This is a genomic window from Candidatus Kaelpia aquatica, from assembly GCA_030765335.1.
GTDB classification, from domain to species: Bacteria; Omnitrophota; Gorgyraeia; order Kaelpiales; family Kaelpiaceae; genus Kaelpia; species Kaelpia aquatica.
The window spans coordinates 1-14966 of record JAVCCU010000032.1 but is presented as its reverse complement, the minus strand read 5'-3'; the positions used below and the strand labels follow the sequence as shown (position 1 = coordinate 14966).

The 14966-nt window shown below is 37.8% G+C and carries 22 protein-coding genes and 1 tRNA gene; 22 read left to right on the top strand and 1 reads right to left on the bottom strand.

What is annotated here, in order from left to right; genetic code table 11:
- Positions 1-3 precede the first annotated feature (3 nt).
- The 17 genes from P9X27_05590 to P9X27_05510 all read left to right on the top strand — a co-directional run bounded on the left by P9X27_05590 (position 4) and on the right by P9X27_05510 (position 10997).
- Positions 4-1041, top strand: coding sequence for a GDP-mannose 4,6-dehydratase (locus P9X27_05590; protein ID MDP8253850.1), 1038 nt, complete (start codon positions 4-6; stop codon positions 1039-1041).
- A gap of 3 nt (positions 1042-1044) precedes the next feature.
- Complete coding sequence (locus P9X27_05585) at positions 1045-1596, top strand: HAD-IIIA family hydrolase (protein ID MDP8253849.1); 552 nt, start codon at positions 1045-1047, stop codon at positions 1594-1596.
- Between the two features lie 14 nt (positions 1597-1610).
- Positions 1611-2201 carry a uracil-DNA glycosylase gene (locus P9X27_05580; GenBank protein MDP8253848.1) on the top strand — a complete coding sequence of 197 codons (591 nt, stop codon included), beginning with the start codon at positions 1611-1613 and terminating at the stop codon, positions 2199-2201.
- 51 nt (positions 2202-2252) lie between these two features.
- On the top strand, positions 2253-4238 hold the full coding sequence (gene priA, locus P9X27_05575; protein ID MDP8253847.1) for a primosomal protein N': 1986 nt from the start codon (positions 2253-2255) through the stop codon (positions 4236-4238).
- The gene (gene def, locus P9X27_05570) at positions 4228-4734 is read left to right on the top strand and encodes a peptide deformylase (protein MDP8253846.1); all 507 of its coding nucleotides are present in this window, start codon (positions 4228-4230) and stop codon (positions 4732-4734) included. Before priA ends, def begins: the two co-directional genes overlap by 11 nt.
- Positions 4731-5672, top strand: coding sequence for a methionyl-tRNA formyltransferase (gene fmt / locus P9X27_05565; GenBank protein MDP8253845.1), 942 nt, complete (start codon positions 4731-4733; stop codon positions 5670-5672). Before def ends, fmt begins: the two co-directional genes overlap by 4 nt.
- Positions 5673-5706: 34 nt before the next feature.
- On the top strand, positions 5707-6576 hold the full coding sequence (locus P9X27_05560) for a hypothetical protein (protein MDP8253844.1): 870 nt from the start codon (positions 5707-5709) through the stop codon (positions 6574-6576).
- 1 nt (position 6577) lies between these two features.
- On the top strand, positions 6578-7165 hold the full coding sequence (locus P9X27_05555; GenBank protein MDP8253843.1) for a hypothetical protein: 588 nt from the start codon (positions 6578-6580) through the stop codon (positions 7163-7165).
- Positions 7162-7788 carry an MBL fold metallo-hydrolase gene (locus tag P9X27_05550; protein MDP8253842.1) on the top strand — a complete coding sequence of 209 codons (627 nt, stop codon included), beginning with the start codon at positions 7162-7164 and terminating at the stop codon, positions 7786-7788. Before P9X27_05555 ends, P9X27_05550 begins: the two co-directional genes overlap by 4 nt.
- 9 nt (positions 7789-7797) lie before the next feature.
- Positions 7798-7870 (top strand) — tRNA-Arg (locus P9X27_05545).
- A 52-nt stretch (positions 7871-7922) separates the two neighbouring features.
- A complete protein-coding gene (locus P9X27_05540; protein MDP8253841.1) occupies positions 7923-8297 on the top strand; it encodes a PilZ domain-containing protein in 375 nt (124 codons plus the stop codon).
- The gene (locus P9X27_05535) at positions 8257-8751 is read left to right on the top strand and encodes a DUF523 domain-containing protein (protein MDP8253840.1); all 495 of its coding nucleotides are present in this window, start codon (positions 8257-8259) and stop codon (positions 8749-8751) included. Before P9X27_05540 ends, P9X27_05535 begins: the two co-directional genes overlap by 41 nt.
- A 19-nt stretch (positions 8752-8770) precedes the next feature.
- A complete protein-coding gene (locus tag P9X27_05530; GenBank protein MDP8253839.1) occupies positions 8771-9091 on the top strand; it encodes a methionine--tRNA ligase subunit beta in 321 nt (106 codons plus the stop codon).
- Complete coding sequence (gene era, locus P9X27_05525; GenBank protein ID MDP8253838.1) at positions 9072-9983, top strand: GTPase Era; 912 nt, start codon at positions 9072-9074, stop codon at positions 9981-9983. The genes P9X27_05530 and era overlap by 20 nt, the downstream gene beginning before the upstream one ends.
- Entirely contained in the window at positions 9973-10479 is a 507-nt protein-coding gene (locus P9X27_05520) for a TIGR00725 family protein (protein ID MDP8253837.1), read from the top strand. Before era ends, P9X27_05520 begins: the two co-directional genes overlap by 11 nt.
- Positions 10472-10699, top strand: coding sequence for a zinc ribbon domain-containing protein (locus tag P9X27_05515; GenBank protein MDP8253836.1), 228 nt, complete (start codon positions 10472-10474; stop codon positions 10697-10699). Before P9X27_05520 ends, P9X27_05515 begins: the two co-directional genes overlap by 8 nt.
- 46 nt (positions 10700-10745) lie before the next feature.
- On the top strand, positions 10746-10997 hold the full coding sequence (locus P9X27_05510; GenBank protein ID MDP8253835.1) for a hypothetical protein: 252 nt from the start codon (positions 10746-10748) through the stop codon (positions 10995-10997).
- 29 nt (positions 10998-11026) lie between these two features.
- Here P9X27_05510 and mazG read toward each other — a convergent pair whose 3' ends face one another.
- Complete coding sequence (mazG, locus tag P9X27_05505; protein ID MDP8253834.1) at positions 11027-11800, bottom strand: nucleoside triphosphate pyrophosphohydrolase; 774 nt, start codon at positions 11798-11800, stop codon at positions 11027-11029.
- Between the two features lie 70 nt (positions 11801-11870).
- On the opposite strand from mazG, the gene P9X27_05500 reads away from it, so the two are divergent.
- The 5 genes from P9X27_05500 to P9X27_05480 all read left to right on the top strand — a co-directional run.
- Positions 11871-12338 (top strand): metallophosphoesterase, encoded by a 468-nt coding sequence (locus P9X27_05500; protein ID MDP8253833.1) that lies wholly within the window; start codon positions 11871-11873, stop codon positions 12336-12338.
- A gap of 9 nt (positions 12339-12347) precedes the next feature.
- The gene (locus P9X27_05495; protein MDP8253832.1) at positions 12348-12689 is read left to right on the top strand and encodes a histidine triad nucleotide-binding protein; all 342 of its coding nucleotides are present in this window, start codon (positions 12348-12350) and stop codon (positions 12687-12689) included.
- 113 nt (positions 12690-12802) lie between these two features.
- Positions 12803-13237 carry a secondary thiamine-phosphate synthase enzyme YjbQ gene (locus P9X27_05490; protein MDP8253831.1) on the top strand — a complete coding sequence of 145 codons (435 nt, stop codon included), beginning with the start codon at positions 12803-12805 and terminating at the stop codon, positions 13235-13237.
- Positions 13238-13341: 104 nt separating this feature from the next.
- Positions 13342-14013: a hypothetical protein gene (locus P9X27_05485; GenBank protein ID MDP8253830.1), complete on the top strand. Its 672-nt coding sequence runs from the start codon at positions 13342-13344 to the stop codon at positions 14011-14013.
- 91 nt (positions 14014-14104) lie between these two features.
- A partial coding sequence (locus P9X27_05480) for a hypothetical protein (protein MDP8253829.1) occupies positions 14105-14966 on the top strand: 862 nt, incomplete at its 3' end.

Below are 14966 nucleotides of genomic sequence, written 5' to 3'. Positions count from 1 at the left end.
GACATGAAGGTGTTGATTACAGGTGCTGCCGGGATGGTCGGTTCTCATTGCGCTGAATTCTATGCTGGAGAAGGTGATGAGGTTGTGGGGATAGACAATCTTATGCGTTCAAAACTTTTTGGAAGCGATAAAAAGTCAGTTGAATACAACTGGGAATATCTCTCTGATTTTAAGAATATTGAAAGGGTCTATCTTGATATTAGAGACAGAGATGGATTGGAAGAGGTTTTTAAGAAAAACGATTTTGAGCTTATAATACATGCTGCAGCCCAGCCGGGTGTTGGGTATTCAGTGCAGAATCCGGCTGAAGATTTTAATATTAATGCAGTAGGGACCTTTAACATGCTGGAGGCGACAAGGAAGTATGCCCCCGGAGCCTCTTTTATATTCTGCTCCACAAATAAGGTCTATGGTGAAAATGTATCTAATTATGAATTAGTTGAAACTAAGAAGAGATACTCTTTTAAAGAGATAGAGGGAATCTCTGAATCTACCGGTATAGATCTTGTTCCGCATACTCCATATGGCGCGAGTAAATACGTAGGAGATATCTACCTCCAGGAGTACATAGATACTTACAATATTAGGGGCTCTGTCTTTAGAATGAGCTGTATCTATGGAAGGCGCCAGTTTGGCTTTGAAGACCAGGGTTGGTTAGCCTGGTTTCTTATAGCTGCTGTTATGGGTAAGAAGATAACTATCTACGGAGACGGAAAACAGGTTAGAGATGTTCTCTTTGTGGATGATTTAGTAAGAGCTTTTAATGCTTTCCATGTTTCAGGTAAAAAATCCGGGCTTTATAATATCGGTGGCGGCCCTGAGAACACCACCTCGCTTCTTGAGTACCTCACTCTACTTGAAGATCTCCTCTCATTTAAGATAGAGAAATATTTTTCAGATTGGCGGCCCTCCGATCAGAAGGTATATATCTCTGATATTACCAAGGTGAAGAATGAGCTTAACTGGGCTCCAGCTATAAAATTGGATCAGGGTTTAAACTATCTCGTTGAATGGGTAAAAAGAAATAGAGATCTTTTTTAAAGTATGAGACCTATATTTCTTGATCGTGATGGAGTTATCAATAGAGAGCCGTCAGATTTTGGATCTGACTACGTAAGAAGCGTTGAACAGTTTGAGGTTCTTCCCCGTGTAGCTGAAGCCTTAAAGCTTTTGATAGAGAACGGTTATGACGTCTATTTAATATCAAATCAGGCTGGGGTCAGCAAAGGGTTTTATTCAGAAGAGATACTCAATAGTATTACCTCTGCTTTAGAAGATGAGCTGCATAAATACGGAGTAAAGCTGAAAGATATAAAGTATTGCTTGCATCAGGATTCTGATAATTGTGAATGTAGGAAGCCTAAGACAAAGATGTTTGAAGAGGTTATGGATAACTATAGCGGTATAGGGAGAGCAAACCTATTTTATATAGGTGATACCAAAAGAGACGTAGAGAGTGCTAGTAATTTTGGAATAAGTTCGATCCTTGTTTTAAGTGGTAAGACTAAGATAGATAACGTTTTTGATGTTAATGCTGGAGCAGATTTTGTGGCTAAAGATCTACATGATGCCGTTAAAAGTATAATCTTAAAATGAAAAAGGATTTTGTTATGCCTAAAAGTAAGAGTTATTACCTAGATGGTCTTCGCGGAAAGATAGAGAAGTGCAAAAAGTGTGCGCTCCATTTAAGCAGGAATAATATTGTCTTCGGTGAGGGCAGCTCCGATGCACGCCTACTCTTTATTGGGGAGGCTCCCGGAGCTGATGAAGATATGCAGGCTCGTCCATTCATTGGCAGATCCGGCCAATTGTTGACGAAGATTATAAATGCCATGGGTCTTAAGAGGGAGGATGTATATATAGCAAATATACTTAAATGCAGGCCTCCTGGGAATAGAGATCCTCATCCTCATGAGGTTGAGGAGTGTATTCACTATCTTTTTATGCAGCTGGATATCATAGCTCCAGAGATGATAGTTGTTTTAGGGCGGGTTGCAGGGATTACTTTTTTTGGGAAGAATTTCTCTATCACGAAAGAACGGGGTAGGACCCTTGAGTTTAGAGGCATACCTGTTATCCCGACATTCCATCCGGCATACCTTCTTATGAATCCCAAAGCAAAGAAGTTGACCTGGGATGATATGAAGAAGGTCTTAGCTGAGCTTAACTTGCCGGTTCCAAGTACTGTAGCTGGGAAATAAATAAGAGATATTTCAATCGAAAAATATTCTTAACTTAAAACAATAGACAAGATGCTTATAAATGTCGTTTTTGGGCTAGCTGTAGACAGAGTCTTCTCTTATTCTCTGCCTTCTGGTATATCCAAGGTGGAGATAGGGTCCCGCGTAAAAGCTCCTTTTAGAAATAGCATTAAGGTGGGCTATGTTGTAGGTATCAATGAAGATGGTAAGAGTTTTCCTGGATTAAAAGACATTCTTGAGTTACTTGACGACAAGCCTCTTCTTAATGAAGAGATGCTTCAGCTGAGCAAGTGGATCTCGTCTTATTATTACAGTAGTTGGGGGGAGGCTATTGAGGCAATAGTACCTTCTATCTTAAGAAAAGGCAGAGAGAGTTATGGGCCGAGAAAAGATTATCTCTCTTTGGCTGACGATAGTTTTATAAGACCTACTGTTTTAACAAAAGACCAGGAAGAAGTTTTAAAAACGATAAATAGAACCCTCGGTTCTTTTAGCAGTTTTCTTCTCCACGGTGTTACTGGTTCAGGTAAGACTGAGGTTTATATCAGAGTAATTGAAGAGGTTTTAAAGAGGGGTCAGTCTGCCATAGTACTTGTTCCGGAGATTGCCTTAACTCCTCAGACTATATCTAGATTCAAAAAATGTTTAGGGGACAAGATATCCGTGCTCCATAGCCGTTTAACAGAGGCTCAGCGTTTTAAAGAGTGGGAAAAATTAAAGGATGAAACAAATAGAGTCTCTATTGGTACTAGATCTGCTGTTTTTGCCCCGCTTGAAAATATTGGACTTATAGTCATAGATGAAGAGCATGATTCAAGTTATAAGCAGAATGAGACTCCGCGTTATCATGCTAGGGAAGTGGCATTAAAGAGGGCCCAGATCAATGGCTGTCCTCTTATTTTAGGCTCAGCAACCCCAGCTCTTGAGTCTTACTATAAAGCTCAGAGAGGAGAGCATATCCTGCTTAGGCTCCCTGAGCGGGTTAAGGAGCAGAGCCTTCCTTTGGTCGGTGTCGTAGATTTAAAGACAGTGAAAAAGAAAAGTATGGCCGACATGATATTTACGCCCCCTCTAAAGAGTAAGCTGGAGGAGGTTTTAAGCAGGGATATGCAGGCAATACTCTTTCTGAACAGGCGAGGTTTTTCCACTTTTATCTACTGCCAGAATTGCGGTTATGTTGTAAAGTGCAGGAGGTGCGATATAACGTTAACCTATCACATGAAAACTAAGGATCTCATATGTCACTACTGCAACTATAGGAGTGATCTTCCTGAGTTATGCCCTCAGTGTCGCAATAAATATTTGAGTTTACGAGGTATAGGTACTCAAAGGGTTGTCTCTGAGCTGCACAAGCTCTTTCCTTCTGCTAGAGCAGAGCGGCTCGATTCAGATTCTCTAGCCGAAAAAGGCAAGTTAGATGACATTATCAGCCGGTTTAGAGAGAGGAAGATCGACATCTTAGTAGGCACTCAAATAGTAGCTAAAGGACATGATTTTCCTCACGTTGAACTAGTTGGTGTTATATTAGCTGATCTGTCGTTAAATATACTCGATTTTAGATCTGGAGAGAAGACGTTCTCTCTTATTACACAAGTTGCCGGGCGGTCCGGACGAGGTGATAATAGAGGTTCGGTTGTAATTCAGACCTATAATCCTGAGCATTTTACTATTAAAACAAGCGTAGATCATGATTATGAGAGTTTTTATGCTCAAGAAATAAAGAGAAGAGAGGAGATCGGTTTTCCGCCTTTCTCTGAATTAATTAAGATAGAATTTCGTCATAAGGATGAGAGAAAAGTCAAAAGTGCTGCAGAGAAGGTCAAGGCTAAGTTAATAGAGTCCTTAGGCAGCGTAGTGGATGTTTTGGGTCCTGCGCCTAGTCCTGTTAAAAAGAAGAAAGATGTTTACCGTTGGAATTTGATCTCTAAAACTAAAAATGTTGAACAAACATCCAGACTCTTGTATAACATTATTGGTTACAATAGATGTTTAGATGGTGTTAATGTAATAGTTGACGTGAACCCTTATGAGCTCTAGAGATTTTAATAGAGAGGTTCTTAAGTATCCTGAGATTGTCTTAAGAAGGAAAACTAGACCTGTTAAGGTAGTAGATGAAGATGTTCTTAAACTCATAAGGCTTATGATAGATGTCATGCTTAAAACTCATGGAGTGGGTTTATCGGCAAATCAGATTGGCCAGAATTTAAGAATATTTGTTGCATCTCCACGATTGAAGAGAGAGGAAGTTTATGTCTTCATAAATCCCAGGATTCTAAATAGAAGCGGGGCTCAGACAGACCAGGAGGGCTGCCTCTCTGTTCCTGGGTTCAATGCTTTTATTAAGAGGTATGATAAAGTTACTGTAGAGGCTTTGGATGTTGATGGTAAAAAGTTTAAAATTAAAACAGAGGGTTTTATGGCTAGAATTATCCAGCACGAGATAGACCACTTAAATGGGAAGCTATTAATTCAAAAGCTCTCCTACAGAGAACGTAAGAAGCATTTAAAATCTGTTTTAAATAAAGAAATATGAATATTGTTTTTTTTGGATCAGGTAAATTTGCAATCCCCGCCTTAAAGCTTATTTTAAACAGGGATGATCTTTGCTTGAAGGCTGTTATTACTCAGCCGGATAGAAAAGCAAATAGAGGCATGCATTGTCAGCCTACAGAAGTGGGAAATTTTATAGCTACACGTGATTTTAAAGGCAAGGTGCTTAAGCCTTCTGATGTAAACTCAAAAGAGTCTATTTTAAAGATAGGTAGTCTCTCTCCAGATGTTTTTGTAGTCGCATCCTATGGCAGTATTATCTCAAAAGAGATTTTAGGACTGGCCTCTACCATGCCTTTAAATATCCATGGTTCACTCTTGCCAAAATATAGGGGCGCTGCTCCTGTTAACTGGGCAATTGTAAGTGGGGAGAGAGAGACAGGCGTTACTCTGTTTAAGATGAACGAAAGGCTTGATGCTGGAGATATAATTGCTAAGAAGAGAATAACTATTACTGAGGATATGAATGCGTCTTCTCTTGAAGATATATTAGCCAATAATTCTGTTAAGCTCTTGGAAGATGTTTTAAGCTGCTTAAACAAAGGAGCTGTTAAGCTTTATCCCCAGAAAGGAGAGTCAAGCTATGCTCCGAAGCTAAAGAGGGGGGATGGTCTGATAGATTGGAGCGCTAAGGCGATTGATATTTATAATAAGGTTCGAGGTCTATTGCCTTGGCCGGGTGGTTTTAGCTACCTAGATTTCAAGTTACTTAAGATATGTAAGGCTAGGGTGGATTTTAAAGAGTATGTAGATGCTGATCTGGCTGAGATAGTTAGAGTTGAGCATGATTATTTTAGTGTTAAGTGCGGCCTGGGAAACCTTGATATTTTTGATCTACAACTTGAGGGTAAGAGGAGGATGGTTGCCAGAGATTTTCTTTTGGGACATAGAGTGGAGCCAGGAATGAAACTCGGTGCTTGAAAATGGGCATGGGAATGATATAATATCCGTTAATATGAAGAGAGTAATTGTAATTAGTGGTATCTTTTTAAGCCTGCTTTTAACTCCTTCTTCTTTTGGAGAGGATTTGATAGCAGTAAAAATTCTTAAGTATGATAGTCATTATAGTTTTATAGTGATAGATAAGGGCGTAATAAATGGCATGGAGTCTGGAATGGAGTTTGTTGTTGTAAAAGATGGGGCTGAGATAGGTAAGATACAGGTTGTTAAAGTGAAAGACAATGTATCAGCCTGTGAGGTAAGGGAGATGATGAGTGAAGCCTACCTTAAAAGCGGTGATATTATTACGATATATCCTTTTGGTGCAACTATATCTCCCCAAGAGGCGTTAAGAGCAGAAGATGATAGGGAGGAGACTACCGAGGATCAGCCTATAGTTAAAGATTCTTATAAAAAGTCTTTCTTTGATATTCCAGCTGAAGTCGAAGGTAGAAGCATACAGGAAATTATATGGGTTAAAAATTTGGAAGGCGAGGTTATAACGGCTGATATTCTTGCAGATAGCGATCTCACTTTCTATGTTTTGAGAGATGTTTTTGAGGATAATAAGGTAATAGTTACTCACTCTAATAGGCTGCAAGGTACTCTTACCGGGTTTAAAACTATAGATATGAGTTTCTTTCAGGGATTAATTGCTGACTTTGTCGGGTCTAAAGAGAGAAAGATTGTCTATGATGTTTTTGTTCAAAGCACAGGTCCAAAGACATCCAAGGTTAATATTGGTCTTAAGTATATTGCTTATAGTAGGTCTGATGCTTCAAAGGTCAAAGCTATAAAGAGAGGTAGGCATCTCTCTGAGGTGCAGGATATGCTTAATGAGGTAAAAAATAAAACAGCTAAAATTCAATCGGAATGGGGAGAATAATATGGGAAAAGTAAAAGAAGGACAGGGCAGGCCTACTAATTGTAAAGGTTGCAAGAAGAGGTTGAGCCTTAAAAAATGGTACTATAGAGATAGTTTCTATTTTTGCTCTAAGCGTTGTTGGTCTATATCTAAAGATAAAGTAAGAGAAGGGGTAGAGAAGGCAAGAGAAGAGCGTGAAAAAGCAAAACAGGAAGAGGCTCAGAAAGCTGCTGAAGAGGTAGTCTCTAAAGTAGAAGAGGTTGAGGTTAAATCTGAAGGTCTCAATGAAGTAGCTGGTGATGAGGCTGCAATTGAAATAGATGAAGCTAAAGAAGAGGTAGAGGCAGAGGTGATTGAAGTAAAAGAAGAAACCAAAGAGGTTAAAGAGAAAGAGAAAAAAGAAGAGGTTGTTGAGGAATCTAAGCCTGAGCCTGAAAAGGTAGAGATAGAAGAAGAGCCTAAATCTGACATTGTTAAAGAAGAGACTGTTGAGACAATAGAAGAACCTAAGAAAGAAGAGGTAGAAGAGGTTAAAGAGGAAGCTGTTGAGGTTCAAGAAGAGGAAGAGGTAGTATCTGATTCAGAGGTTCAAGATAAAAAAGAGGAATGAACGAAGTCTTAGATGCTATTGAGTGGCTTTCTCATGCAAGTTTTAGGATAGAGTATGAAGGTAAGGTTATTTATATAGATCCTTGGCGTGTTAAGGATCTAAAGCCTGCAGACCTGGTACTCATAACCCATCCCCACTTTGATCATTTCTCAGAAGAGGATATCTTGAAGCTAATCAAGAATGGTACTTCTGTAGTATTGCCAAAAAATATTAAGAGCTCTTCTTTTGAGGATGCCAATATTATTACAATGGCTCCTTATGACTATAAGGATGTTGCTGGATTTAAGATTAGAGCGATTCCTGCATATAATGTAGATAAAGAGAACCATCCTAAATCAAGCTCTTGGTTAGGTTATTTGATAGAGATAGGCGGCCTTTTAATATACCATGCAGGAGATACAGATTTAATACCTGAGATGGATGATCTAAATGTAGATATAGCTCTTCTTCCTATAGGAGGCACATATACTATGGATGGAAGAGAGGCGGCTTGCGCTGCAGAGAGAGTTAAGGCTAAGACAGTTATTCCAATGCATTATGGAGATATAGTTGGCTCAGAGCAAGATTTGAATATTTTTAAAAAGAACCTTAGTAAAGATATAGAGCTTAAAGTTCTAAGTTAGTCTTTTTATGCCCCCTTAGCTTAAGAGGACAAAGCACAGGCCTCCGAAGCCTGGAATGGGAGTTCAACTCTTCCAGGGGGCAAGATTTATTAAGATAGAGTAGTATTGTGTTTAAGGTCAAAATTTGATATTATATGAACATGCAGGAAGATAGACGGAAACATTATCGTTTGGATGCGGTATTACCGCTCAAGCTTTTTTATACTGATGCTGACTTTATAACAGAGACGATCAATGTCAGTAGCGGTGGGGCATACTGTCAGATTGACAAGTTTATTCCTGTTATGACAAAGCTCAAGATTGTTATGTTTATTCCCATGATGGGTAAAAAGAAATCTCATAAAATTACCTGTGATGGTATAATAGTGAGAACAGAACCGGAATATCCAGCCGATGATATTGACAACTATAGTGTAGCCATATTTTTTAGCAATCTTAAAAAATCAGACCGTTCTAAGATAGCAACATATGTCAAAAAGAAGAAAAAGTCCGATCCTTCTTGGAATTGATGTTATATTAGTAAGCTCCTGCCTTGTCGGTAAAAAATGCTGCTATGATGGAAAGAGCAGGTTAAATCATACTGCAAAAGGTCTTTGTCGGGGTTGTAGAGTAATAGATGTTTGCCCTGAGGTTTTAGCTGGTCTTGGTATTCCAAGAGTTGCCTCAGAGATAGCTTCAGATGGAGATGGAGGTGCTGTTCTAAATGGAGCATCTAAGGTTATAGACCTAGAGGGGCATGATCTGACAGATCTATTTATTGAAGGAGCTAGAGAGGCTCTAAAAATAGCAAAGAATAATAATGTTAAATATGCGATAATGAAGTCTCATAGCCCTTCTTGCGGAGTAGGTTTGATCTATGACGGAAGTTTTTCAGATACCTTAAAAAATGGAGACGGGGTTACGGTAGCCCTTTTTAAAAGAGAAGGGATTGAAGTTGTTTCAGATAGATATTTAGATGGATAGTTAGAAGGAGGAGTTTGAGGTGATCAGTTTTAATCAGTTTAAAGATATGGAATTAGGTGCTGGGACTATTAAAGATGTTCAGGATCATCCCGATGCAGATAGGCTCTATGTTTTAAAAGTCTCTTTAGGAGACGGAGAGAGGCAGATTGTTGCTGGAATTAAGCCTTATTATGAAAAAGATGTTTTAATAGGTAAGCAGGTAGTTGTCATTTTGAACATTGAACCGGCTCTGATAAGAGGGGTTGAGTCTTGCGGTATGCTTCTTGCAGCTAGAGACTCAGATGGTATAACTATATTAACTACAGAGAGGAAAGTTGAAGATGGAGCAAAGATCAGCTGATAATAAAACTACATATTCAGGTTTTGTTGCTGTTATAGGCAGGCCTAATGTTGGTAAATCTACCTTGATAAATATGTTTATGGGGGAGAAGGTGTCGATTGTTTCATCGACCCCCAAGACTACAAGAGACAAGATAGCAGCTATTTTAACAAGAGATAATTTTCAAATAATCTTTTTAGATACCCCTGGTATGCATAAGTCGAAGTTTTTATTGGATAAATATATGATTAGAGAGGCTGAATCATCATTAGATGATGCAGATATTATAGTTGTTATGATAGACGCCAAGAAGGGTATAGATAAAGAGGATGAGCGTATATTTGAGATGATAAGACCTATAAAGAAGCCAAAGTTTGTTGTTTTAAATAAGGTTGATCTGGTTAAGAAGCCGGATATACTATTTATGATAGATGAGTTATCAAAATGGAATAAGTTTGATGAGTATGTGCCTATTAGCGCAACCAAAAGTATTAATACAGATAGGCTCTTAGAATTAATAACTAAGAATATATCTGAAGGCCCATTCCATTATCCTAAGGATCAGCTTAGCGATAAATCAACCAGGTTTCATGTTGCAGAGATTATAAGGGAAAAGATTCTCTCTCGTACTTATCAGGAGCTACCTTTTTCTATTGCGGTATCGGTAGAAGAGTTCTTAGAGAAGAAAGAAGATTTAGTTGTTATAGAGGTGGCTATATATGTTGAGAAGAGCGGGCAGAAGGCTATATTAATAGGTAAGAAGGGAAGTATGCTTAAAGAGGTAGGGATTGATGCCAGAGAAGAGATTGAAGCCTTTTTAAGTAAAAGGGTCTATCTCGAATTAAAGGTTAAGATCAATGATAAATGGAGAAAAGATAGTCTTGCTTTAAAGAGAGTTGGTTATGGTAGATAGTGATATAAAGAATAGACAGAGAATAGCTGTTATCGGTGGCTCCAAAGCGACTGCTGAGATTTTGGAGATGGCTAAAGAGTGTGGGCGTTTAATTGCTAAGAATAATGCGATTTTGGTAACAGGTGGTTTAGGCGGTGTTATGGAGGCAGCTTCTATGGGCGCTAAAGAAGCTGGCGGTTTAACAGTAGGGGTATTACCTGGAAGAGATAAGGATAGAGCTAATAAATATATAGATTTTGCAATACTTACAGGGTTAGGCGAGATAAGAAATGCTCTTGTTATCATGAATGCTGATAGTGTCATTGCAATAGATGGCTCATATGGAACATTGAATGAGATAAGTCATGCTTTAATATCAAAGAAGCCTCTCTTTGCAGTAAAGAGCTGGCATATAGCTCAAGGTGAGGGCGAGAGGAAGAGAGGCGAGCTGATTCATTGTGAAACTGTTGAGGAGGCTGTTAAAAAGGCTGTTTTAGCAGGAACTAAAGATGGATGATGAATATTTAGACTTTGTTGAACATGAAGAGGTAGCTGAAGATTTAGATTTTGATGATCCGATAGAGTGCCCCCACTGCAGAAATATGATACCTAAAGACTCTTTCCTCTGTCTTTATTGTGGAAGCAGTGTGTCGGTAGGTAAGAGGGCAAGCTGGCTAAAGATAGTTGCCGGGATATTGGTCTTTATTTTTATTTTATTTTTGATTAGAAATTTGTGATTTAGGTTTTAATCGGGTATACTTAATACAACTTAAGGAGAATGAGATGCGGGAGGGATTAAAAAGATATAAAATTGCAATCGAGTGTCATTGCGGTCAGAAGATCATAGTTAAAGCAGATGACTTAGTCGATTTATTAAGCAATATACAGAATAATGTTCTTGGACATATCCAGTCTAATCATCCTGAGGAGATGTCTAAATTTAAAAGAAAGATGAAGCGCAATATGCTTGATATGCTAAACAAGCTCTTTAATCAAGGTAATGATTTTTTAAAAGGGGATGAGTGGAAGTTTTAATTTCGAGCTATCCTAAGATTGCTTGATGGTTAAGCTTTGCTCTTGCTCTCTATCCAGAGCTCTTCCATCTCAGCTAAAGTAGCATCATAAAGAGATTTGTCTCTCTCTTTCATCTTCTCTTCAATATAGTTAAAGCGCTTAGTGAATTTATCTATTGCATCACGTAGCTTTATTTCAGGATCTATTTTTAAGATTCTACAGACATTGACAAGGGCAAAAAAGAGATCTCCAAACTCTTCAGATAATCTATCTTTTTCATTCTCTTTATCGAGGTGCTCCTCGACTTCAAGTATCTCTTCTTTTACTTTTTTGAATGCTTCTTTTGGTTCTTTCCAATCAAAGCCTACCCTTGATGCTCTCGCTTGAATAAGTTTTGCTCTTACAAGAGAAGATATGTTTTTAGGAACATTATCAAGGATAGATTTATCTTTTTTCTTAGCCTCTTTATTCTTTAGGTCATACCAATGAGCTAAAACATCATCAGATGTTTTAAGGTCTTTATTTGAGAAGACATGGGGATGACGTTCAATCATCTTTTTAGAGATTCTATCTATGACTTCATCTTTCAAGAAATATTTTTTCTCTTCTGCGATATGAAGATAAGATAATACTGTAAACAAGAGGTCTCCTAACTCTTCAAGCAGCCCTTTTTTATCATCTTCTTCAACTGCTTTAGCTACTTCATATACTTCTTCTATCAAGTAGGGTAGGAGAGTCTTTTCATTCTGCTCTTTATCCCAAGGGCATCCTTTCTCGCCTCTTAGTCGTTTAACTATATTCCAGAGTTCATTTATTTTATCCATTGCCTTAACTTTTTATCATAAATAATTATAAATTGCAAATAGGATCAATTCTGTTAAAATTAAACATGTTATGAAGATAGGTATAATATCAGATACTCATGATAATATAGCCAAGGTAAAGGCCGCAGTCAATCTATTTAATAAAGAAGAAGTTGGTTTTGTTATTCATTGCGGTGATTATATTGCACCTTTTAGTTTAATTTCATTCTCTGGCCTTAACTGTGATTGGACTGGGGTATTTGGAAACTGTGACGGAGAAAAAGTTGGTCTTAAGAAAATATCAGGAGACAAAATAAAAGAGGCGCCTTTAGTGCTAACTCTTGGTAATAAGACGATTATTGTGGTCCATAATATTCAAAGTTATAAGGGTGAGGAGGCAGATATAGTGCTCTTTGGTCATACTCATAATGTAGAGGTAAGAAGGGGGGAGGCTGCGTTGTTTATCAACCCTGGTGAAGCAGCAGGTTGGTTAACAGGAGATTCTACCGTTGCGATTTTAGATACAGATACTCTTGGAGTAGAGATAAAAGGTATTTAGGGGGGTTTTATGGAGTGTATATTTTGTAAGATAGTTAATAGTGAGATTCCTGCCGAGTTAGTCTATCAAGATGATGAGATAGTAGCGTTTCGTGATATTCACCCTAAGGCTCCAACGCATATATTGATTATACCAAAAAGGCATATTGATAGAATATCTGATATTAGCAAAGAAGACTCAGGCTTAATTGGTAAGATGGTTTTTATTGCTAAAGAGCTTGCTCAGAGCGAAGGTGTAGCTGAATCAGGATTTAGGCTTGTTTTTAACAACAATAAAGATGCAGGCCAGGAAGTATTCCATATTCACTTACACCTATTAGGTGGCAGGAAGTTCTCTTGTCCTCTAGGTTGATTCTATGAGAAAGATGGATAACAGACAGAACAAGGTAGCGCAATTAAATTTTAAAGGTAAGAAGAAGAGTATCTCTAAAAAGATAGTTAAAAAAGGGAAGAGGTTGAGTAGTGATGGCAGATAGCAGTATTAGGATTGAAGGAGAGCAGTTAAGTCTCTCTACAGCAGGAGATGGGGATATAATTGATATAACTTCAGATATTCAATCAGTCTTATCTAAACTAAAGATGAAAAAAGGCGTCGTAACCTGCTTTATACCCGGTTCTACCGCTTTTTTGACTGTTATAGAGTATGAATCGGGCTTAATCCATGACTTACCTCAATTACTTGAGAAATTGGTCCCAAAAAAGGGAAAATACGCCCATAATGCCACTTGGGGCGATGGAAACGGGTTCTCCCACCTTAGGGCCTCTCTCATAGGCCCATCCCTCTCTATACCGTTTAGAGAGGGAAAATTAACCCTTGGGATCTGGCAGCAGATCATATTTGTAGAGTGTGATAATAGGTCTCGTCAGAGATCTGTTGAGTTGCAGTTTATAGGTATATAATAGCCGCCTTATGCTTTTTCTAATATGCAATCTTGTTTTTTATTTGTAACGTTTAAATATGTGGTATATTTATAAAAAGAGGTGTTGGTTGTAGAAATATAAAGATGAAGTTTAAAGCACTAAGTTTGGTTGTTTTGATGATGTTTTTTTTAGCCAAACCTTGTTTGTTTGATTCTCAATCTTATACGCTGAGAAGATCTCATAGTGTATCTAATGTAACAATCGAAAATGGTGTTTTGTGGTTATGTAAAACCATAATTCATAGTTCGGCAAATCTAAATATTATTGAACGCATTGTTAAGCTATCAGAAAACCTGTCTTTTAAATCAGCGAAGATAGTCGCAGATAAACTAATTGAAGAAGTTCTGTTTAATGAAGACAATATTCCTCACGATGCAGATTATGATTCTGAGCATATTGTTGAACGGTATAGATATGCAATTGAGGTGTTGAATGCTTTAATACCCCTTCTTGACCATGTAGATAATCAAGTGGTCATAGATAGAACAGCTCTGGGTCTGTCGTTTGTTTTTTCTAATAGGTGCTATGGTAATTCTTATTCCGAAGGGTTAGAAATATTAAAGATAATAAATGGTTTTTTAGATGAGCATCATATTAGCTGGGATATTGCATCGGAAATAATTATAGATATGGAATCTGTTGTAGGTAGGGAGGTGCCTTCAGAAGGCAGTCTTATTTTGGTTTCGCCGTTTGTCAGTGAGGTTGAACAGCTTATAGCCCGACTGGATCGTATTTCCAGAGGTCTTTTGTTTTAAAGGATAGATTGGCATATCTCATTTGTCCTTCTATTTGTAACGCATCTAAAGATGTGGCATATTTATAGAAAGGGGTGTTGGCTGTAGAAATATGAAGATAAAGCATTTTAGAGAAGTTGTTCTATTTATAGCAAGTGTTGCTTTAATCATATCTTATCCTGCTCAGGCAAGAAGAATAAAGACTACAGATATTGAATATGATTCATATGGAGCAGCTACCTATTATGAATTTGATCAAGGTTTCAGGCGAATAACTTCTGTTCGAGATTCAGGAGGCAATCTTATCGAAGAATACCTTTATGACGGCTCTTTACCTGCCGAAGATGCGCTGGTAAATGTAAGAATACGTAATATAGAAACAGGAGAATGGATTGAGCTTAGACGTTCAGATGTGCCCACGATGTACTCTTATACTTTTAATATTTATATAGATGGTAATAACGCAGGGGATATATCTTGGGATTATAGATATTCTGAAAACTTAGTATCAGTAGAAAGCTTGGATATTTCTGGTGCAACAGGTAGAAAGGCAGGATTCAGTATTATAAATTGGCTTGCTAAATATAGTCTTAAACAGGAAGGCATAGGCAGGATACGATGCTCAACTCATAATCCCATCATGGTTGATACAATTGCAAAAGTTCTTTTACCTGAAGAATCTATTTATGCTATATCAGAGATAAGTGAAGATGTCCATAGTTTATCTGAGCCAAAAGTGCAAATTTTGTACAATGTTGGAGGATTTTATATTGATATAGAAGGAGTTGCAGATACATTCGGAGAAGGAAGAAACAAAATAGTATTAGATGGAAATATTGTTATTAGTTCACAATGGTCTCAATTGCCAGTAGGAACAAACATGAATGAAGTAGGAATTTCTGATAGGTGGATTGTTACTTTAGATGGCAATGTTATTGGTCAGGTAAAATACTTTGCGGCATCAATAGAGATTG